17 protein-coding genes and 1 pseudogene are annotated in these 21,812 nt (G+C 55.3%); 7 read left to right on the forward strand and 11 right to left on the reverse strand.

The annotated features are described in order from the left end of the window. From arcC (DXB53_RS08870) to DXB53_RS08885, 4 genes are all read right to left on the reverse strand, one after another. Positions 1 to 681 (reverse strand): carbamate kinase (gene arcC, locus DXB53_RS08870; RefSeq protein WP_147330907.1); only part of this gene is annotated, 681 nt, incomplete at its 3' end. Between the two features lie 23 nt (positions 682 to 704). Next, positions 705 to 1,712 carry an ornithine carbamoyltransferase gene (argF, locus tag DXB53_RS08875; protein WP_117584179.1) on the reverse strand — a complete coding sequence of 336 codons (1,008 nt, stop codon included), beginning with the start codon at positions 1,710 to 1,712 and terminating at the stop codon, positions 705 to 707. Between the two features lie 86 nt (positions 1,713 to 1,798). Continuing rightward, complete coding sequence (locus tag DXB53_RS08880; protein ID WP_117584180.1) at positions 1,799 to 3,043, reverse strand: arginine deiminase family protein; 1,245 nt, start codon at positions 3,041 to 3,043, stop codon at positions 1,799 to 1,801. Between the two features lie 42 nt (positions 3,044 to 3,085). Further along, the gene (locus DXB53_RS08885) at positions 3,086 to 4,522 is read right to left on the reverse strand and encodes a YfcC family protein (protein WP_187361863.1); all 1,437 of its coding nucleotides are present in this window, start codon (positions 4,520 to 4,522) and stop codon (positions 3,086 to 3,088) included. 277 nt (positions 4,523 to 4,799) lie between these two features. Here DXB53_RS08885 and DXB53_RS08890 point away from each other — a divergent pair, with 277 nt between their 5' ends. Next, positions 4,800 to 6,050, forward strand: coding sequence for an arginine deiminase family protein (locus tag DXB53_RS08890; protein ID WP_117584181.1), 1,251 nt, complete (start codon positions 4,800 to 4,802; stop codon positions 6,048 to 6,050). Between the two features lies 1 nt (position 6,051). Further along, positions 6,052 to 6,702, forward strand: coding sequence for a LexA family transcriptional regulator (locus DXB53_RS08895; protein ID WP_117584182.1), 651 nt, complete (start codon positions 6,052 to 6,054; stop codon positions 6,700 to 6,702). Between the two features lie 189 nt (positions 6,703 to 6,891). On the opposite strand, the gene arcC (DXB53_RS08900) is transcribed toward DXB53_RS08895, so the two are convergent. After that, entirely contained in the window at positions 6,892 to 7,854 is a 963-nt protein-coding gene (arcC, locus tag DXB53_RS08900) for a carbamate kinase (protein WP_055310076.1), read from the reverse strand. A 435-nt stretch (positions 7,855 to 8,289) separates the two neighbouring features. Here arcC (DXB53_RS08900) and DXB53_RS09980 point away from each other — a divergent pair, with 435 nt between their 5' ends. After that, positions 8,290 to 8,439 (forward strand): hypothetical protein, encoded by a 150-nt coding sequence (locus DXB53_RS09980; RefSeq protein ID WP_156333784.1) that lies wholly within the window; start codon positions 8,290 to 8,292, stop codon positions 8,437 to 8,439. A gap of 107 nt (positions 8,440 to 8,546) precedes the next feature. Further along, on the forward strand, positions 8,547 to 9,908 hold the full coding sequence (locus tag DXB53_RS08905) for an ATP-binding protein (RefSeq protein ID WP_117584183.1): 1,362 nt from the start codon (positions 8,547 to 8,549) through the stop codon (positions 9,906 to 9,908). Between the two features lie 278 nt (positions 9,909 to 10,186). Here DXB53_RS08905 and nifJ read toward each other — a convergent pair whose 3' ends face one another. Both nifJ and DXB53_RS08915 read right to left on the reverse strand, forming a co-directional pair. Then, entirely contained in the window at positions 10,187 to 13,726 is a 3,540-nt protein-coding gene (gene nifJ / locus DXB53_RS08910) for a pyruvate:ferredoxin (flavodoxin) oxidoreductase (protein WP_117584184.1), read from the reverse strand. A gap of 477 nt (positions 13,727 to 14,203) precedes the next feature. After that, on the reverse strand, positions 14,204 to 14,695 hold the full coding sequence (locus DXB53_RS08915) for an FHA domain-containing protein (protein ID WP_187365023.1): 492 nt from the start codon (positions 14,693 to 14,695) through the stop codon (positions 14,204 to 14,206). Between the two features lie 431 nt (positions 14,696 to 15,126). Here DXB53_RS08915 and DXB53_RS08920 point away from each other — a divergent pair, with 431 nt between their 5' ends. The 3 genes from DXB53_RS08920 (at position 15,127) to DXB53_RS09905 (ending at position 17,068) form a co-directional block, all read left to right on the forward strand. Next, entirely contained in the window at positions 15,127 to 16,485 is a 1,359-nt protein-coding gene (locus DXB53_RS08920) for a radical SAM protein (RefSeq protein ID WP_082421808.1), read from the forward strand. Between the two features lie 169 nt (positions 16,486 to 16,654). Beyond that, positions 16,655 to 16,858: a hypothetical protein gene (locus DXB53_RS09900; protein WP_124785779.1), complete on the forward strand. Its 204-nt coding sequence runs from the start codon at positions 16,655 to 16,657 to the stop codon at positions 16,856 to 16,858. Between the two features lie 30 nt (positions 16,859 to 16,888). Next, a complete protein-coding gene (locus tag DXB53_RS09905) occupies positions 16,889 to 17,068 on the forward strand; it encodes a hypothetical protein (RefSeq protein ID WP_128620790.1) in 180 nt (59 codons plus the stop codon). Positions 17,069 to 17,458: 390 nt separating this feature from the next. On the opposite strand, the gene DXB53_RS10185 is transcribed toward DXB53_RS09905, so the two are convergent. The 4 genes and pseudogenes from DXB53_RS10185 to DXB53_RS08935 all read right to left on the reverse strand — a co-directional run bounded on the left by DXB53_RS10185 (position 17,459) and on the right by DXB53_RS08935 (position 21,812). Continuing rightward, positions 17,459 to 17,584 carry a hypothetical protein gene (locus DXB53_RS10185; protein ID WP_255413194.1) on the reverse strand — a complete coding sequence of 42 codons (126 nt, stop codon included), beginning with the start codon at positions 17,582 to 17,584 and terminating at the stop codon, positions 17,459 to 17,461. Between the two features lie 368 nt (positions 17,585 to 17,952). Then, a complete protein-coding gene (locus DXB53_RS08925) occupies positions 17,953 to 19,584 on the reverse strand; it encodes an ABC transporter ATP-binding protein (RefSeq protein WP_055310069.1) in 1,632 nt (543 codons plus the stop codon). Between the two features lie 695 nt (positions 19,585 to 20,279). After that, a pseudogene (locus DXB53_RS10220) lies at positions 20,280 to 20,546 on the reverse strand (methyltransferase); the annotation flags it as partial. A gap of 327 nt (positions 20,547 to 20,873) precedes the next feature. Beyond that, a complete protein-coding gene (locus DXB53_RS08935) occupies positions 20,874 to 21,812 on the reverse strand; it encodes an FHA domain-containing protein (RefSeq protein ID WP_117584186.1) in 939 nt (312 codons plus the stop codon).

A 21,812-nucleotide genomic window follows, 5' to 3' on the forward strand; every position in this document is an offset into this window, starting at 1 on the left:
CAGCAGCTCGCCGCCCAGGTCCTTGTCGATGACGGCGGGAACGCCCTTGTAGCAGCCCTTGTTCTCGTAGTCGCGGACGACGGGGATGCCGCCGCCACCGCAGGCGATGACGATGAACTCGTTGTCGAGCAGGTTGAGGATGGAGTCAGCCTCGACGATCTTCTTGGGATCGGGGGAAGCGACGACGCGACGCCAGCCGCGGCCGGAATCCTCGATGAAGACCTTGGAGGGATCCTCGGCCATGAACTCCTTGGCCTGCTCCTCGGTGTAGAAGGGGCCGATCGGCTTGGTCGGGTTCTTGAACGCGGGATCGTCCGGATCGCACTCGATCTGGGTGACGACGGTGGCGGCGTGCCAACGCTTATAGCGCTTGTGCATCTCGCGGCCGATGCCCTGCTGCAGGTGGTAGCCGATGTAGCCCTGGGACATGGCGCCGCACTCGGGCAGCGGCATCTCGGGGGTGCCGATGGCGTCGTGGGCGGCGGCGAAGGCGTTCTGGATCATGCCGACCTGCGGGCCGTTGCCGTGGGTGATGATGATCTCGTTACCCTGCTCGATGAGACCGAGGAGAGCGTGGGCGGTGTTGCTCACGGCCTCGATCTGCTCGACGGGGTTGTTGCCGAGGGCGTTGCCGCCAAGGGCGACGACAATACGATCGGGCTTACCGTACGGTTTACTCATAGTGTTCGTTCACTTCCCAGCTACTAGCGAAGCGTCGCGTACATCATGGCCTTAATGGTATGCATGCGGTTCTCGGCCTCCTGGAACACACGAGACTGCGCGCTCTCAAAGACCTCATCGGAAACCTCCATCTCGGTCACGCCGAACTTCTCGGCAATCTCGGCGCCGATGGTGGTCTGCGTATCGTGGAAGCTCGGCAGGCAGTGCATAAAGATGGCGCCGGGGTTTGCCTTGGCCATGACCTCGGGCGTTACTCGATAGGGAGAGAGAAGATCGATTCGGCTCTTCCACAGCTCCTCAGCCTGGCCCATACCGACCCAAACGTCCGTATAGATCACGTCTGCATCCTTGACGCCCTCGTCGATATCCTCAGTAAGCTGGATTGTGCAGCCATTCTGAGCGGCGATCTCCTGGCAGCGCTCAAGAAGCTCGGGATCGAAGTGCGTGGCGCCCTCGACATCGCCCTTGGGTCCGCAGGAGCAGAAGTTAATGCCGAGCTTGGCGCAGATAACCATCAGGGAGTCGCTGACGTTGCCCTGCTCCTTGCCCATATAGGTGAGCTTCATGCCGCGCGTGTCACCAAACTCCTCACGCATGGTAAGAATGTCGGCAAGGGCCTGGGTGGGATGGTACTCGTTGGTCAGACCGTTCCAGACGGGAACGCCAGCCTTGGCGGCAAGCTCCTCGACGATCGACTGGTCGGAGCCGCGATACTCAATACCGTCATACATGCGACCGAGCACGCGGGCGGTATCCTCGATGGACTCTTTCTTGCCCATCTGCGACGAGCCGGGGTCGAGGTAGGTCACGCCCATACCCAGGTCCATACCGCCGACCTCGAAGGCACAGCGCGTGCGCGTGGAGGTCTTCTCAAACAGCAGGACAATGTTCTTGCCCTCGAGAAAGCGGTGCGGATAACCGGCGCGCTTCATATCCTTGAAGTTCTTTGAGAGGTCGAGCATGTACTCGATTTCCTCGGACGTAAAGTCAAGCAGGGTAAGAACGCTTCGACCAGAAAGATTAAGAGCCATGATTTGAGTCCTTTCGGTTGTTGGAACACACAAGGAGGGATGGGCGGCGCAGACGCACACGCGCCGCCCAGATACGCTAACGCTGACTAGATTTCCTCACGCCAGAACGGCATGGTCATGCAGCGCGGGCCGCCGCGACCGCGAGAAAGCTCCTCGGAGGGGGCGACGAGCAGCTCGACGCCGGCCTTGTAAAGAGCATCGTTGGTGACAACGTTGCGCTCATACACGCAGACCTTGCCCGGTGCGACCGCAAGAGTGTTGGAACCATCGTTCCACTGCTCACGAGAAGCCTCGATCGGATCGCCACCACCGCACTCAATCATGGTGATGTGGTCCATACCCGTCGCAAGCTCGAGAATATGCTGCAGGGTGCCCTCGAGCTCCTCGATATGCACCTCCCCCTCCGAATCGCCCTTGGTCAGGCGGTAGGCACGAAGCGTCTGGTAGATGCCGGGATAGACCGTGAACTTATCGCGATCGACCTGCGTGCAGACGGTGTCGAGGTGCATGTAGGCGTAGCCGTGCGGGATCTTGATGGCATAGATGTTCTCGATCTCGGCCTCATCGGAACCCCAGAACATATTCTTGGCGAGCTCATCGATGGCCGCAGTCTGGGTGCGCTCGGAAATACCGATGGCGAGCGTCTTGGCGTTGATGTTGAGGATATCGCCGCCCTCGATATGCCACTCGCTGTTGTGGTCGTACCAGATGGGGCTACCGGCGTAATCGGGATGGTTGCGCAGCACCGTTTCGTAGAAGATTACCTCGCGGTTGCGCTGATTCCAGTACATGCGGTTCATGGTAGCGCCCTTGCCCACGACAGCCAGAGGGTCACGGGAGAAATACGAGGCCGGCATGGGGAACAGCACCATATCGTCAGCCTTCAACTCCTCGCCGTCCATACTGGCAAGAGAACCGCCAACCTTGGGGATCTCGAGGTCGCGAACGTAGAGGCCGCCCATGGCAGCAAGGACAAACTCCTTGTTGTCCTTAATCGAATCAAGCTTCTCGACAACGGCCTGGCGAAGGGCCGCGTTGGAGATGCCGGACTCACCCATGAACTTCGTCATGAACTCTGCGCGAGTGCCCTCGACTTTGTCAAACGTCTCAGCGAGCAGCTCTTCCATATAGACGACCTCGGCGCCAGCGCCGCGAAGAAGGCCGGTAAACTGATCGTGCTCTTTCTGGGCATAGTCCAGATAGAACGCGTCGTGAATCCAAACGCGGTCGAAATCCTCCGCCTTCATGTTTACAAGATCCATACCGGGGCGATGGACGCACACCTTCTTGAGGGCGCCAATCTCGCTATGAACGTTCAGTCCTTTGTTCATCTCTATCCTTCTTTCTCACAACTTGTATGTGGGGTTTTGCATTTACGGCAGGGGGATAAGACCCGAAACCGCAGTGAATGCCATGCAGATAACGCTTACGACCAGGAAGAATTTCCAAGCGACCTTCCACCACTGGCCAAGCGGAATCTTACAGACGCCAAGACCGGCAACGAGCATCGCGCTTGTCGGCGAAATGAGAGACATGGCAGCACTGCCCATGGAAAGGCCGGTAACTGCAGCCTCGGGGTTTAAGCCCATCAGCTCAACAAGCGGGCCGAAAATGGGAATCGTAAGAGCAGCGATGCCCGAGGAGCTCGGAACGAGGATCGACAGAAGGTTATCCACGACGTAGAGAATGCTCGTAAAGATAACTGCCGGAACTCCAGAGAGAGCCGTGGCGAGCGTGTTGAGAATCGTATCGATGATGAGGCCGTCATTGGCGATTACGAGGATTCCGCGGGCGAGGCCAACAACGATGGCAGAGAACGCGAAGTCTGCAATTCCCTTAACGAACTCGCCAGCGATCTCCTTCTCATTCATCCCGGAAACAACACCCGAAAGAAGGGCCATGGCCAAGAAAATCGCAGAGATTTCGTTCATGTACCAGCCCTGGGCCACCAGACCCCAAATGATGGCGGCAAGTCCAAGCACGAAAATAACCATAACGGCTTTCTGCCTACCGGTGAACTCGCTATCGAGGAGATTCTCGTCCGCACCAAACTCTTTGCGCTTCTCGATATCATCGTGGAAAGCTGGGGATGCCTCGGGATTCTTCTTAACCTTGAGGGCATACATCACAACCCATGCGATGGCAACTGCAGTGAGCACGACAAGGGCGATAGTACGCAACCAAAGCTGGGGGTTGCCCTGGATACCGAGGATGCCCTGGGAAATCAGGACGTTGAACGGGTTTACGGTAGATGCGATGTATCCGATACGGGCACCCACAAACACCGTCATGAACGCTGTAATTGAGTCGAAGCCCATGGCCATCATGATCGGCATAAGAATCGCAAAGAACGGAAGCGTCTCCTCTGCCATACCAAAGGTGCTGCCGCCCAAGGCAAAAAGCACCATTAGGATCGGAATGATGAGGACGTCCTTGCTCTTGAACTTCTTCACCACTCGGGCGACGCCGCTCGTGATGGCTCCGGTCGCCGTGATGACCTGGAAGGAACCTCCCACGATCATAATGAATGCAACGACCTCGACCGCTTGCTGGATGCCGATCGCAGGGGCCTCAAGTACTTCGAAGATGCCTTGGCGAAGATCGACCTCGTTGCCGTCCTCGTCCGTATAGACCTTATCGACAGGCTCATAGGTGCCCGAGACCGTTACCTCGCGACCGTTAACCTCCTGGCGCTCAAACGAACCCGAAGGCACGACCCAGGTCAGAACGGCAAATACGGCCATCAAGACGAGAATGATGGTGTACACGTGCGGGACTCGAAGAGTGCGCTTCTTTTCTGTCTCTGCCATCTCTCCTCCTTAATTCAGGGGTTTTTCGTTGCCGGCAAAGCCATTGTGTCATCGCGCAAAACACCCTTCCGTCTCTTCGCCCGCCAGCGAAGCGCATCGACCCGTAAACGGACTTTAGATTGACGTAATTCATCAATTATCACTTTTGATAGATGTTTAACGTCACTTATTTACTTGGATCGTGCCATTCTCCTGTGGCAAACATGATGTAAATTGAAACAAGCTTCTAATGTGACACTATGGAAGCGATCAATACTCATCGCCAAAGCGAGGTCACATGTCCGCATTGCATGTTCAAAACGAAATAGGAAAGCTAAAAAGGGTCCTGCTGCACTGCCCCGGCCCCGAAACGCGCAACTACCCCGACGGCCAGTTCAATCAAGTCTTTACGCTACGCCCTTCTAGCAATTCATTTGATCTTGAAAAGGCTCTTGGGGAGCATCATGCTTACTCGGCAATGCTCGAGCACGAAGGAGTAGAGATTCTCTATCTCGAGAACCTTCTTACCGAAGCCCTTGATGCGACAGAGCAAGCGCGTCGCTCTTTTATCGATAGCTACATTTCAGAATGCGGCGCGAGGGGCATGGAGCTCGAGTCCGCCATTCGCGAGTATCTTGAGCATATCGAAGGTTCCCGCGACCTGGTCCAGGCAGCCGTCAACGGCGTTCGCTACTCCCAGGTCTTCGACACGAACAAGGAGGTGTTCAGCCTCTCAAAGCTGACGGGAGACGCATACTCACCCGACGACCTTCTCATAGCCCCCCTTAACACCATGTGGTTTACGCGCGATCCAGCAAGCGTCATCGGCGAAGGTGTCACGCTCAACCATATGTACTGGCCAGAGCGCAACCGTGAGGTTATCGCCTATAAAACGATTTTTAACTATCATCCGGATTTCCGCGAGACTCCTCAGTTCTTCAAGCATGAATCGACTTACCACATTGAAGGCGGCGACCTTCACAACCTCAACAGCGAAAATGTAGCCGTTGGCATCTCTCAACGAACCGAGCCAGCAGCTATAGACACCCTAGCGAACAACTTGCTCTGGGACGAGAACTCGACTATTGAGTCCGTATGGGCCATTGAGGTTCCCTACGATGATCTCTGCATTCATCTCGACACATACTTTGCTCGTGTTAACTATGAGACATTCCTCATTGACCGGGAGCTCCTGGACCAAGCGCGGGTCTACTGCATTACACGAGGCAGATCGGAAAGGACAACCCGGGCGCGTCATGTCGAAGGCGGACTAAAAGAAGCGCTGGGATTAGCCCTGGGTTTAAGTTCACCGCAATTTATCCCTTGCGGCGGCTCAAATCCCGGAGCGGCAGAGGTCGAAAGAACCAACAATGCTATAAGCACGCTTTGCCTGGAGCCCGGCAAGGTCTGCGTATACGAAGAGAACACCGAGACGAACAAGGCACTGGAGCAGGCCGGTATTGAACTTGTTCCCATCTCCATCTTCGAGCTGACAAACGGCTTTGGCGGCCCCAACTGCCTCTGCCTTCCCCTCGTCCGCGCTTCATAACATGGGAACGGGTCAAAACATAAAGGCGCTTCGCAAGCGCGACCAGCTCACGCAGGAGGAGTTCGCGGCACTCGTCGGCGTCTCCAAAGAAACGGTATGCCGTTGGGAAAAGGACCGCTATGCCATCCGCCGGTCGACACTGCTCAAGATCGTTTCGAAATTCAATCTGCAGCTTGACGACCTCGCATCAGAAACCGCAGGGCTTGCCGCAAAGCTCGACCACGGAGGACGGAAGCCGAATTCCAAGGAAACTGCTACTGACTCCCTTTGCGATGTATTTAAAATCCAGATGAATGGAGGCAGAACAGGACTTAAGCAGACCGGAACAACGGCGCTCCCCTCATCCGTATTCAAAAAACATCGTGGGTGTTTCTTTGTTCAAATGGACACATCTGCCATGTCCAAATGCTATCCGATGGGATCCTTTCTCCTAGTGGACCCCAACCTGAAGCCCTGGAACGGATGCTCCGTCCTCGCCTTGTCCGATAATTCCAGAGTGGTCATACGGCGGTATAGCACCGGCACGAACACAGTGATGCTGTCATCCTACTCATATCGCACATCGGAACCGGATATTGTGCTGGACAAACGCCGAATCAGGATTCTCGGAGTCATCGTCTGGTTTCAGGCATCCCATGACCTGAGCATCTAATTGGATCGGATCTTGTCATTGGGGACAGACTTAAATGAGTAGTCATTGGGCGACCACTCATTTAAGTCTGTCCCCAATGACTACCGATAGCAAAAGCCCCGCAGCCGGAGCGGACTACGGGGCTCATGAAGAGAGGCTAGTTTGTGGGCGCTTTGCCTGGCGCCCACGGGAGAGGCAACAGAGTAGAGACTACTCGTGGATGCGGGTACCGGAGAGACCGGCCATGGTCTCGGCGGCCTTGTCCAGGGCGCCGATGATGCAGGTGCGGCCCTTGCGGGAACGGGCGAACTTGATGGCGGCGCGAACCTTGGGCTCCATGGAACCCTTGCCGAACTGGCCCTCGTCGGCCAGGCGCTCGGCCTCGTCGGCGGTGATGTCCTCGAGCTCCTCCTGGTTGGGCTTGCCAAAGTTGATGGCGACGTGCTCGACGGCGGTCAGCAGGAACAGGACGTCGGCGTCGCAGTCCTCGGCCAGCAGCTCGCCGCCCAGGTCCTTGTCGATGACGGCGGGAACGCCCTTGTAGCAGCCCTTGTTCTCGTAGTCGCGGACGACGGGGATGCCGCCGCCACCGCAGGCGATGACGATAAACTCGTTGTCGAGCAAGTTGAGGATGGAGTCAGCCTCGACGATCTTCTTGGGATCAGGGGAAGCGACGACGCGACGCCAGCCGCGGCCGGAGTCCTCGACGAAGACCTTGGAAGGATCCTCGGCCATGAACTCCTTGGCCTGCTCCTCGGTGTAGAAGGGGCCGATCGGCTTGGTCGGGTTCTTGAACGCGGGATCGTCCGGATCGCACTCGATCTGGGTGACGACGGTGGCGGCGTGCCAACGCTTATAGCGCTTGTGCATCTCGCGGCCGATGCCCTGCTGCAGGTGGTAGCCGATGTAGCCCTGGGACATGGCGCCGCACTCGGGCAGCGGCATCTCGGGGGTGCCGATGGCGTCGTGGGCGGCGGCGAAGGCGTTCTGGATCATGCCGACCTGCGGGCCGTTGCCGTGGGTGATGATGATCTCGTTGCCCTGCTCGATGAGACCGAGGAGAGCGTGGGCGGTGTTGCTCACGGCCTCGATCTGCTCGACGGGGTTGTTGCCGAGGGCGTTGCCGCCGAGGGCGACGACAATACGATCGGGCTTGCCAAGAGGCTTAGACATTGCTGGAATCCTTTCTGTAAAAGGCCTACAACCCATTAATAACCCGCGTCCGTGCGATACGCGAGTTTATTAAGGTTTATATTCTCTTTATCGCTCATTTTATTCATTTTGAAAATACCTAAGCGGCGAACGGTCGATTTTACCCGCTCAGCGTAAAGAAGCCCAGTTCAGGCACATCTACGCCATTTACGTGCAACTTTATTTAAATAGAGCAGGGATTAGACCAGATTATGCAAACTATATCTTTGCTAAACACAAAACGGACAGCGCAATATCTTACTCGCACTATACGCGATTCTATACATTAATTTGACGAGTATGCACCCCTGCAAAAACATGGGGCTTTTCATCCAACATAAGGGATAGCCGATCGCGCTTCACCCCGCGGCAAGCGACTGCGAGTTCGCAGTATGGAACTTTACCGTCGGCTTCTGCATGAACGCTGCCGACGCCCTTTCGCTCCTGCGCGCCCAAGCAGCCGAGAACGCTAACGGCGCCACTGTCAACCTGGCCACCCTCAACAACGGCGCCGCCAGCCTTTTCGCAAAGTACCGTGCTGGCTCGCTGGCTTTGAGGCCTAAGTGAGCTTTGCTATTTCCCAATTTTTGTATGATTTGGGTCAAATCTATTTGTCAATTTTTGTATGATTATGGGCAAATCTATTTGCCAATTTTTGTCAATGAGGTGTTTTAATGCTACGCCGCAAAGTCACTGATAGGCTTTTGAGCTGGAAGAATAACTCCCATAAGGCCCTGCTTGTTACCGGTGCGCGTCAGATTGGCAAGAGCTATGCGATTCGCGCGTTTGGAAAGAGCAACTACGCTTCGTATTATGAGGTCAATCTGCTACTTGATGCCGAGGCAAGAGACGTACTTGTTGGCGCTAAGAACTCCATTGACTTCATCAACCGTGTGGCCCTTCTTGCGGATGCACCGCTTGTTGAGGGAGATACGCTTATCTTTGTCGATGAGATTCAGGAGTATCCGCAGATCGTTACACTTATGAAGGCGCTGGTCGAGGACGGACGCTTTAGCTATGTCTTCTCGGGGTCTATGCTTGGGACTGAGTTTAAGGGGATCTCTTCTTTTCCGGTAGGGTATGTCGAGCACATTGTTATGCGGCCGATGGATTTTGAAGAGTTTTGTTGGGCAAACAGCGTCAGCGAAAATGTGCTTGCAGATATTCGCAGCCGCCTTGTCGAGAGACGTCCCGTCGAAAACTATATTCATGAGGCGATGCTCAAAAACTTTAGAGCCTATATCGTTTGCGGCGGCATGCCGGAGGTCGTTCAGAACTATATCGATTCGGGCTATTCGCTCGTGAGAACGCGTGAGCTTCAAATTCAGCTAGTCGATCAGTACAAAAGCGATATCTCTAAATATGCATCGACTCGAGCGTTTAACGTTCGCTCCATTTTCGAGCAAATTCCCGTTCAGCTTGAGGCGGAGTCCCATCGCTTTATCGTCTCGTCTCTAGGCGAGGGAGCTCGTCTTCAAAAATACGAGCAGGATTTCCTATGGCTGGTGAACGCAGGCGTTGGATTGATGGTCCCCCAGGTGACGGAGGCACGAAGTCCTCTCAAGAGGACGGAGAAAACGACGGCCTTTAAACTATACGAGTCCGATACAGGTATGCTCGCATCGCGGTATCCCGGCAGCACGGCACGCGCCGTCTACCTTGACATGAAAACCCCCAACCTCGGCGGCCTCTATGAGAACGTGGTCGCACAGGAACTCGTTGCCCTCGGAGCAGATACGTGGTACTACCAAACGCGTGAGGTCGGTGAAGTCGACTTTGTAATCGAAGGTGCCCGCGGGCATGTTGTCCCAATCGAAGTCAAATCGGGCAAGAAAGTTCGAGCACATGCAGCCCTCGACCGTTTGATGAGTGTGGGCGAGTACAAAATTCCCGAGGCCGTTGTGCTGAGCCACGAAAACCTTTGCAAAGAGGGCAAGATCCTTTACGTTCCAATCTATATGACATTCTGTCTCGATGAGTTTATGGAAAAGGACGACCCCAACAACGATTTCTCGTTTGCACCCATATCTCTCTAGGTCATCTGAGTCCGCAACCAGGTCCCCCTCTATGCCCAAAGCAGCGCGTGGTTTCGCGGCAAAGCCGCGAAACAGCGACCGGGATAAAAGGCCCCACCAACCACGCCCCTCGTTCAGCCCCACAATCCGAGGACGTAGTCGTAGCAGGATCTGAGGTCTAACCTTCGCGGACACTCCGCAGGACGAAAGAACCCCCGCCGCACGTAGTGCGCAGCGGGGGTTCTTTCATGTCCGAGGACGTCCGCGAAGGTTAGCCCTCAGATCCTGCGGTGGGAGACCTAGGCCTCGTTGTACACCGTCTTGAGCTTCAGCAGGTGAGCGTAGCGATCCATAGCGGCCTGCTCATTCTCCTTGAAGAGCTCCTCGGCGCGCTCGGGGAAGGAACGCGTCAGCGAAGCGTAACGGGCCTCGTTCATCAGGAACTCCTGATAACCGCCCGCGGGCTCCTTGGAATCGAGCGAGAACTTCTTGCCGGCAGCAGCCTCGGGGTTGAAGCGGAAGAGGTTCCAGTAACCGCACTCGACAGCCTTCTTCATCTCGGCCTGGCAGTTCTGCATGCCGCCCTTCTTGATGGAGTGCATCTCGCAGGGGCTGTAGCCAATGATGAGGGACGGGCCGTCGTAGGCCTCGGCCTCGTGGATGGCCTTGAGGGTCTGAGCCGGGTTGGCGCCCATGGCGACCTGCGCCACGTAGACGTAGCCGTAGCTCATGGCAATCTCGGCCAGAGACTTCTTCTTGGTCACCTTACCGGCAGCGGCGAACTGAGCGACCTGGCCCAGGTTCGAAGCCTTGGAGGCCTGACCGCCAGTGTTGGAGTAGACCTCGGTGTCGAAGACGAAGACGTTGACGTTGTGGCCGGAAGCCAGGACGTGATCCAGGCCGCCGAAGCCGATGTCGTAGGCCCAGCCGTCGCCGCCGAAGATCCAGAAGGACTTCTTGGTGAGGTAAGCCTTGTCGGCGAGGATCGCCTTGGAAGCATCGCAGCCGCACTTCTCGAGCTCGGCAACGTAGGCAGCGGCAGCGGTCTTGGAGGCCTCGGCGTCGTTGACGGAGTCGATCCAAGCCTGGCCGGCAGCCTTGAGCTCATCGGACGGACCATCGGCAGCGATGATGTCCTGGGTAGCGGCGATCAGCTTGCGCTGAACGGCCTCGTAGCCAACGGCCATGCCCAGACCGTGCTCGGCATTGTCCTCGAACAGGGAGTTGTTCCACGCCGGGCCGTGACCGTCCTTGTCCTTGCAGTAAGGAGCGGTGGCAGCGGGGTTGCCCCAAATGGAGGAGCAGCCAGTGGCGTTGGAGATGAACATGCGGTCGCCGGCGACCTGGGTCACCAGACGTGCATAGGCGGTCTCGGCGCAGCCGGCGCAGGAGCCAGAGAACTCCAGGTAGGGCTGCTTAAACTGGCTGCCCTTGACGTTGGCCGCGATGAGCTCCTTCTTCTCGGAGACGTTCTCGACCATGTAGTCCCAAACGGGCTGCTGGTCCATCTCCTGCTCGGTGGGAACCATCTCGAGGGCGCCCTTGGGGCAGACCTTGACGCAGTTGGTGCAACCCATGCAGTCGAGCGGGGACACAGCCATGGTGAACTTCATGCCCTTGGCCTTGGGGCCCATGGCGTCGAGCGTGCGGGTAGCCTCGGGCGCGGCGGCAGCCTCGTCCTCGGTCATCGCAAACGGACGGATGGTGGCATGCGGGCACACGTAGGCGCACTGGTTGCACTGGATGCACTTGGTCTCGTCCCAGTGGGGAACGACCACGGCGACGCCGCGCTTCTCGTATGCGGAGGCGCCCAGCTCAAACTGGCCGTCGGCGCAATCGACGAAGGCGGAAACAGGCAGGCTGTCGCCGTCCATGCGATCGATGGGCTCGAGCAGGTTCTTGACCTGCTGGGCGATAGCGGACTTGGTCTCCTCGGAGAGCTCGACGGGAGCGGCATCCTCGGCGGTAGCCCAGTCGGCCGGAACCTCGAACTTACGGAAGGCGGTAGCGCCGGCATCGATGGCCTTGTGGTTGGCGTCGACGATAGCCTGGCCCTTCTTCATGTAGGACTTGGTAGCCGCGTCCTTCATGTACTGCAGGGCGTTCTCGGCGGGCAGGACCTTGGCCAGCGCGAAGAAGGCGGACTGGAGCACCGTGTTGGTGCGCTTGCCCATGCCGACCTTGGCCGCCAGGTCGATAGCGTCGATCAGGTAGACGTTGACGTTGTTGTTCGCGATGTAGCGCTTGGCCACGGCGGGCATGTGCTCGGCGAACTCCTCGTCGCTCCACTGGCAGTTGACCAGGAAGGTGCCGCCCGGCTTGACGTCGCGGACCATCTTGAAGCCCTTAACGATGTAGCTGGGGTTGTGGCAAGCGACAAAGTCGGCCTTGGTCACGTAGTACGGCGAGCGGATCGGGGAATCACCAAAGCGCAGGTGCGAGACAGTGACGCCGCCGGTCTTCTTGGAGTCGTACTGGAAGTAGGCCTGGACGTACTTGTCGGTGTGGTCGCCGATGATCTTGATCGAGTTCTTGTTGGCGCCGACGGTACCGTCGCCACCCAGACCCCAGAACTTGCACTCGATGGTGCCGGGGGCTGCGGTGTTGGGCGCATCCTCGGCCTCGGGCAGGCTCAGGTTGGTCACGTCATCGACAATGCCGATGGTGAACTCGCGCTTGGGCTCGTCCTTCTTGAGCTCCTCGAAGACAGCGAACGCGGACGCGGGAGGCGTGTCCTTGCTGCCCAGGCCATAACGGCCGCCGACGACCTTGATGCCCGTCTTGCCGGCCTCGTAGAGAGCGGAGACGACGTCCTGGTAGAGCGGCTCGCCGATGGAACCCGGCTCCTTGGTACGGTCCATGACGGCGATCTTCTGGACGGTCTCGGGGAGAACGTCCACAAAGTGCTTGATGGAGAACGGGCGGAACAGGCGAACCTTGACCAGGCCGACCTTCTCGCCGTGAGCGTTGAGGTAGTCGATGACTTCCTCGAGCACGTCGCAGAAGGAGCCCATGCACACGACGACGCGATCAGCATCGGGAGCGCCGTAGTAGTTGAACAGGCCGTAATCGGTGCCGAGCTTCTCGTTGATCTTCTTCATGTAGCCCTCGACGACGGCGGGAAGCTCGTCGTAGACCTTGTTGCAGGCCTCACGGTTCTGGAAGAAGATATCGCCGTTCTCGTGGCTGCCGCGGGTGTGCGGGTGCTCAGGGTTGAGCGCGTGGTCGCGGAAAGCCTGGACGGCGTCCATGTCGCACATCTCGGCCAGATCCTTGTAGTCCCACATGGCGACCTTCTGGATCTCGTGGCTGGTGCGGAAGCCGTCGAAGAAGTTAAGGAACGGGGTCTTACCCTCGATGGCGGCAAGGTGAGCCACCGGCGAGAGGTCCATGACCTCCTGGACGTTGCCCTCGGCGAGCATGGCGAAACCGGTCTGGCGGCAGGCCATGACGTCGGAGTGATCGCCAAAGATGTTCAGGGCGTGGGAAGCGACGCAACGCGCGGAGACGTGGAAGACGCCCGGGAGCTGCTCGCCCGCGATCTTGTACATGTTCGGGATCATCAGGAGCAGACCCTGAGAAGCCGTGTAGGTGGTGGTCAGAGCACCGGCGCCCAGCGAACCGTGAACGGTACCGGCTGCACCTGCCTCGGACTCCATCTCGACGACCTTGACCGGGGTGCCGAAGATATTCTTGCGACCCTGGGCCGCCCACTGGTCGACATGGTCGGCCATCGGGCTGGACGGCGTAATGGGATAGATTCCCGCTACCTCGGTGTACGCATACGAAACATATGCGGCCGCCTCGTTGCCGTCCATAGACTTAAACTTACGCGCCATATACCCCTCTCCTCTCATATAGGTATACAGGCCCCGGCGATCGCCGGGATGTTGGCGTGATGGGATTTTCGCTGTTGCTTCCAATCATCTGGCAGGCAGGCTCAGCAGCAGGTACATGGCGTGGAGAGAAGGCATGCCGAGGCGAGGAGGGCTGCACGCGCTCCACAAGCCCAGCTACCCGTCTTGCACATGACCGAGCGCCGCAAAGGCCGCATGCCGGATGCTCCCGGGCACGCCCCGGCGATGGGAAGCGCCCGCAACGGAAATCCGCATGCGGGTTTATTGTACCCCGCCGTCAAGTGTAATTTCGGCAAATATAGGCGGGCGGTAAAGGTTTACCTTGGGTGACCATCAAGGGCAAAATTGATCCTTCCGTCACCGAGGGACCAAATGGCAGCTGCGGTGAAATAGGAACTGTTTTTGCCGGCCGTAGCCTTAAACAGCCCCTATTTCACCGCAACTTATTTAGGAGATGAGTCAGAGGGCGCCGAGGAGGATGGCGTAGGTTGTGGATTCTCCGAGCTTGAGCTCGTCACCGGGGTTGAGCTGGGCGGAGCGGCCGGGCTCGACCTGGGTGCAGACGTTCGTCGCGTCGTTTACCACCACGGTTCCGTTGGTGGACGACAGGTCCTCAACGTACCAGACATTTTGGTCATCGCACCACACGTGGGCATGGCGAGCCGAAACGTCATCGCCCACATCGGTGATGCCGCCCTCCCCCGTTGCCAGCGCGCCGATCTCGACGCCTTCCTCACTCGGCTGAATCCAGCGCGGGACGCTCACCGCGTAGCCGTTTTGCACGCGCAGCAGTCCCAGCGGATGCGCCGGCGCGACCTCGTGCTCGCCCGACTTGGAACCAAGGCGGGCGTGAGAGCAAACGGCATAGGGAACGAATCTTGCGGATGTACTCCTCGACGTCAGGCAGGTAAGCCCCACGAAGTCACCGGGGAGGCCCAAGCGGCCCGGCACCACTTCCAGATTCTGACCAGGGCGAGTCGTTCGCCGGTGGCTGAAGGCTCGCTCCCACCCAAAAGGGGAGATTCGCGTTGTTCCCCAATCGCTCTCGCATCTTTCATTTTGCTCGAGGTGGGCTATAAAAACTTTCCTGGTGAAAGGCGGCGATTGGTTTCCTTTCTTTCTAGAGGAGCGCGCCTGTAATCTGTTTTCATCCTAAATCAAGTTGAGATCGGACCTTCCAGAGGCAAGTCGACTCAAACTGCGAGGCTCCATGTTGGAATAAAGAGCGCTGTCGAAGTGCCAACAACACAAAGCTTGCCAGTCTCAAATAGAACCTTTTGGGAGTCCGATTGGGCCGCACACCGAATCCCCGCTGGTGGTTTTTTATAGCTGCGTAACAATAAACAAGGTTAGTGCCAGTCCAGCATGAAATTGAGGAACGTATGCATTTTTTCTCAGTAAGTGATCGTCGTTACTGCTTCGATGAGGTCACTCGCAATTGCTTTCAGGTTGACCAAGCATCAGAAGATGCGCTTCGCATATTTGAAGCATCGGGAAGAACGGTCAACTCGAAGTTGCTAACAAAGTCACTTGCTGCGAAAGGCTACGACCAAACGACCATAGCAGAACTTGAAGACGACATTGATGAGTATCAACGATTGTCTGAGCGGACTTTCTTAACAAAAGACACGCCTCGAAAACTTAGATCCATCGAACTCCACGTTTCACATGCATGCAACCTTGGTTGTAGTTACTGTTTTGCCGGTAAAGGAGATTATGGAACGTCTCCTCTGCTGATGACAGACGAGATAGCCTTCAAGGCGGTCGACTACCTCGTCGCAAGTTCATCGGAAAACGAAACGCTTGCAATCGTCTTTTTTGGTGGGGAACCCATGATTAACGAGCCGCTGATATGGAAAACGGTCGACTATTCAAAAAGAATATACCCCAATAGAAACTTTACCTATTCTATTACGACCAACGGAACGCTTTTGAATGACACTGCTGTGAATTCTTTCAAGGAGCACGGGTTTTCTGTTCTGATTAGTCTCGATGGTACAGGATGCAAGCACGATGCATCGCGCCCGTACAAGACGGGAGGCGGCTCTTTCTCCGATATCGACAAAAACGTTCGTCGTTTTTCCGAGTCGTTCCCCTTCGGCGCAAGAGCGACCTTAACAAATAATAACTGTAACCTTGTTGAAGACTATCTTCAGTTTAAAGAGATGGGCTTCAGAAGGATTTACTTCTCGCCCGTGAGCTCATTCGATGAGAATATCAAACTCGACGAACACTCATTAAACAAAATCAGGGCGGGCCTAATAGATTTGGCGGATCAATATCTCAAACAGATTGATCAAGGGGAAAAGCCCTTGTTTAGAACATTGAAAACTGCAGTTGATTTGATTATGAGCAACAGGATCGCCTTTGTCGGATGCGGGGCTGGCAGGCGTTTTATTTCCGTGACTCCCGAAGGGGACGTATACCCCTGTCACAGGTTTGTCGGGATGATGCGATTCAAAATGGGCAACATCGTCACCGGAATTGACGAAACTAGGTATATTGAAAACTGGAGTCAGGGTGTCGAAAAAAGAATTGACTGTACGGACTGTTGGGCTCGGTCTTTCTGTGGTGGGGGCTGTAGCTGGGAGGCTGCAGACGAGCACGGCTACTTGCCCAAGAGTCTACACCCTGCATCATGTGAATATAGAAAAATGTGCTACGAGATGGCTTTTGACCTTATTTCCCGCCACTCATCTTCGCAGGAGAAAAATCAACGAGAAGCTACTGTATCGGAATAAGCGGTTCAGCGCATTGCTGTCACCATTGTGGAGGTGTTCGTTCTTCTGATTACCGTCTGCGAAGCTTATTGCTACGTTCGCCGAAACCATTCTAGAAATATGGTGAACTAGACATCTTGGTTTGTTATACACAATATTGAGGTTTTTCTGCACTCAAAGGGAGGTAGTCGTGAAGCATATTCATCCGATTAATCCAGGAAGTGGCGACGAGGCAGGCGTGAAGCCGATGTCTTTTGACTGCCTCTTGGGCATTACTGACATCTGTACTGTTTATGATAAAGCAGATGGCTGTGGTGCATACGATTACTGCGACTATGACATGGATGGCGGCAGCATCTGCGTTGTAGATCACTGTGGCATTGATCAAACGTAGTCTCTAATTGGATTAAGGTGAGGAGCTGTTATGAAGCATATCCATCCTGTTGGTTCAAATGAACATACTCCCGTTGAGCCTTGTTGTCTTGGAGTTGATATATGCAATTTTTACGACATCGCCGAGTGCCCTGTTGCGGATTGGTGCTATGTCGATAAAGAATCAAGCTGTGTTTTGCCAGCAGATTGGTGCGATCCAGTTGACGAGTAGTTTTTGTGTCTAGGAACTATTTGGTCCAATTCAAAATAAGATGGGGACAAATACCAAAATCTCGTGTCTGGGAGGAGTTATGCCATTATTGCAAGGTCTCGTTGGATTAACCTTTGTACTTGCTTTATATCTGGCACCTTTTTTATTGTTATTCTTCATTATCCGATTCTTTCTTCGGAAAAAATAGGAGTATCACGCAAACATTAGCGTAGCTTTCTTCCAATATGAGCCGAGCATTGGCAAGTGGAATAAGAAGCCCGACCGTTCGTCACATGAAAGTGATCGGACGGGCCTCTCAATTTAACCCGGGCCGCCACCCATAGCGGCTTTCCGGGCGTATTTTCGGTGCAAAGCAATCGTCAGTTTAATCCTATGCGTCGATACCGCATTTCATTTGTTCGGCTCGTATTCTACGGCCTTGTAACCCTCGCACTCTCCGGCAAACGGATTGAACACGAAGGCAGAGATGATGTGTGCGTGGACATCGAGGCTGCTGTAGGCAACATACTGGGGCATGGACCCCCGCTGCGCGTGGCATGCGGCCCGGCATATTCATTGCCGTCCAACCCCGTGTAGTTGCAGCAAAGGGTGGAACCTCAATGCTCAGCTCATGTTGTCCGTGGGACACGAGAATTGTAAGTACACTTTGGTGTGATTCTCACGATGATACTGAGCCACCTGGAATAAGATACGTCGCGACAACACTTCGCTTCACCTCTGTCTCGACAAGACAACGTAGACTAAAGTTTCCTTTAGTAAGAGAATGAGAACTATATCTGAAAGCGTTGCGATGGCGTGAAGGCACCGAGTCCGAACCGACTGAATGCTACGTGCATCTGCATCGCTTTTTTGTTATCTCTGTCAGTTGGGTAGCACTACACTTGTCAGCATTTACCCCGGTACATGCTGCCTAAATCCACTACCCCTTCTACCGCGCCGACCATCTCGTCATCGTGAGAGACAATGATGATCAGCTGGCTTTGCTTGTTGCGCTTAACATAGGCCGCAAGCTCGGCGCGGCTTACAGCGTCTAACCCAGTCGTGGGCTCGTCGAGTACCAAAACTGACGACTTGCGTGAAATCGCCGACCATAAGTACACTCGGCGCAGCTCACCGCCCGAAAGCGCGGAGCAACGTTTCCCGAGCAACTCCTTCACGCTGTTTTCCAGCGAAAGTAGGCCATCTACACCCCGGTGATAGGAAGAAAAGGGCGTGTCGAAATACTCTAACAGCTCTTTCACCGTTTCGTCCGGCGCGAAGCACGACTGTGGGCAGCACGATATCTCTCTCGCACGTATGTAATCCAAGTCGCATTCTTCGATTGGCACGCCGTTGTATTTTACTTTGCCTTTCGATGAGTATAGCCCGAGCATCAAGTAAAGAAGTGACGTCTTGCCTCTTCCGTTTTCCCCAACTATGCAATATGTACCAGGACCGGAAAACTTGAAAGAAAACCCGCCGAGGACCTCTCGGACAGATCCGTCTGGAAGGGCAACCGAGAATTCCAAATCAGATACCGAAATGTCATTTATTTCATCGAGTTTAGCTAAATCGGTCCGATTCCACCCCGATCTCTCCTTTTCTCTCGTCGCGATAGCCGTCCTATCCCATGATGCTTTGGCATCTTGATAGGATTTGAACAATGACATCATACTTTTCAAAGTCTTAAAGAGAACCGCGAAGTATGTACCGATGATAGTGTACTCGCCTATTGACATAGTTCCGTTAATGATTCGTACTCCGGAAACAACAAGTATCACCGCTTGAAACAACGCTGCGAAAAGACCATCGAGCGATGTCAGAGAATATGATAGCTTTCCGGAGCGCAAAACTTTGGGAAAATAGCTCTTAAACCCAGCGTCGAGCGCTTGTTCGCTCTTGCCGTACGAAGATGTCAGTTGAATGTTGAGAATCTGATTAAGCTGCGATGCAATTGCGGCGTAAAAGGCGCTGTCCGCCTCTTTCTTCTCATACGTGACCCTATACAAAAGTTTCCTCAACCCAGTAATTACACAGAAATACACGATGAGGAGAATGATGGAAAACACCGCGAGAGTTGAATCAATTGACCATATGATAAGCAATACGATGGGAATGGCTACAATGGACAGCGGCGCACTGATAAAATTCGCCAAAACGAAGGATGAGACCACGCTAGAGTCGGAAATAATCCGTTGCGTTGTATAGGCTGGATCGATGGTCCGACTCACCAAGTAATCGTCTCTTTCAAAACGCAAGACGGCCTCCCTGAGAAGATCAAAGGAAAGTCTCGTGGTTATGCGAATGGAAAGTGTTCCTGCAAAATAAGTAAAGAGGGTGGAGAAAACTCCTATTGACGCAACCAGGAGCGCGAAGAGTACGGCGTCTCTTTCGCTGCGGTTACCGAGAAGAAAATCTAAGAATTTCCCGTTCACGTATGGCATGGCATAGGAGAGAGCGGTTCCAATCACCGTGATAGCAATGAAGACGAAAGCCCCTTTTGCTCTGATGAACCTCGAGAGAACGCATCGAATCAAGGAAGGCCCCAATCTACCCGCCACAAAACATCAATCACTGATACCTTACACCTCAACACAACAGGAGCGAAGATTTGCCAATGAGACTGCTTTAAGATTGCCTTGGGCCAATACGATCTCAAGCTCTTCCTACAAGAGAGTCGGAATCGGACATCTCCTCCGACGAACCTGGCAATCGGGCGGTTGAAATATCTTTTTCAACCGCCCGATTGCCACAATAGATTTGAGCATCCGCCCACAAACGTCCGCGTTTTATACCCATCAAATCCTTTGCCTTTTGTCGTCTAGACTAGAAAAATCGCTCGAAATAACGCAACCGGCCTGCTCGCTTGAAGAAACCTAAGCCCGTAACGTAGATGTGCAAACTTCCGAAACGCCTTGCGCGGCATAGTGCGTATAAACTTCGTCAACCGCCTCAGAAATATCTGAGTATCGCGCCGGGTCAAAAGCATACGATGTCGCAGCTATACCCTGCACCCATTCGGAACGCGGATTAATTGAATAGCCACACAGCATCATCATACATGCATCTAGACCTGATTTCCCAAGTATCCGACGCATTGATGAGAGCATCGCGGGTCGCCCCCGCACCATCGTCGTCACCCCTATTAGCAGTATTTACCGTTTTTCTCTAAATGCGTATCGCCACCCTTAAGAATACGAAGTGTTTTATCCAGACCCGATTGTCCTCCATCTCAAACGAAGGGATAAGGAATCTCATCCGGAATCGGCAGTAACGGAGGATTCACAACGACAAGCGAAAAACATGAGTCATCTCTCAGAGGGGAGTAAAGGCTCCCCTCAAGCACCCTAGTTTCGTCATCCAAAGAGTTGATGGCAGTGTTTTTCTTACAAAGGTCGACAACAAAAGGGTTGATTTCTACAGATGTTACATCCATGCCACAGTTGGTAAGTATCAGGCCCTGTATTCTGGGGCCAGAACACAAATCGAGAGCCTTCCGTGCGCTCTGCGGTGTAAGGCGCCAATCTCAGCAAATCTGTCCCACAATACTGCGCTGAAGAACAACACGGAACCCCTGAGCCAAACTCCCCTATACCTTATTAAGGCTAAGACAGGCAAGTTCACGCACCCGGCATATTCCAGAATAACATCCTATTGTTTTAGATGCTCTACAAGCATGAACAGCCGCGAATCGGAAAGATCTTCTAGTTTCGCCCCGACTGACCGCCAAGGGCCAAAATGGCCTCTCCATCCCCAGGCGACCGGCTCTGGCGCGCCGAGGAGTGTCCCCAAGTGCCGGCAGAAAAGGAACGTCCTTAACTGCCGGCTAGAGGGCACCGAAGAGGATGGCATAGGTAGTGGATTCGCCGAGCTTGAGCTCGTCGCCGGGATTGAGCTGGGCGGAACGGCCGGGCTCGACCTGAATGCAAACGCGCGTGGCCCCGTTTACCACCACGGTTCCGTTGGTGGACGACAAGTCCTCGACGTGCCAGATATTTTGAGCATCGCACCAGATATGGGCATGGCGGGCCGAGACATCGTCGCCGACGTCGGTAATATCGCCCTCACCAGTGGCCAGCGCGCCAATCTCAACACCCTGCTCACTCGGCTGAATCCAGCGCGGGGCGCTCACGACAAAACTGTTTTGCACGCGCAGCAAGCCCAAAGGGTGCGCCGGGGCGGGTTCGCGTTCGCCCGCAGTCAGCGACATGCCAAGCGAACGCGGCGTGGATGTGCCTCCGCCGCAGGTCGCGTTCGCGTAGTCGATGGCATAGTTCACCGAGGACCGCACATCCGCCGAACAACCGACGGCGACAAACAGCACCAGCACGACCTCGGCGCGCTCGGCGGGCATGAGTTCCGCCGCCTGGGACAGGCGATCGAGCGCGTTGCGATAGAGATTCGTGTCCTGGTGGCACTCTTCGAGCGCGCGTACCATCGGTTCACCTGCAGGACCGCACACCATATTGATTACAGCCGTGGAGTCCATGGGATTGCGCTGGCGCAGGGCCAGTTGCGACATAATACGCGCAGCCGAGGTACCGTATTCGGCAAAGTAGCGCTGCTGAAGCGTGCCGACCGGCGCGCGAACGATAAAGCGGGAAACCCAAGAGCGATCGGCGGCTCGGCTCTGCGGGCTGCGGCCGTCGGCGAGCGGACGGGACGAAAGCACCAAGCCGCACAGCTCGATATGGCTCAGATGCGCTGCGCGCTTAAAGATGTCAAACATGGCCCCGCATGGGGTGAGCTCAACTTGAGATGCCAT

Origin of the sequence: Collinsella sp. OM04-5 (assembly GCF_003439125.1) — a bacterium.
In the GTDB taxonomy this organism is placed as follows: domain Bacteria; phylum Actinomycetota; class Coriobacteriia; order Coriobacteriales; family Coriobacteriaceae; genus Collinsella.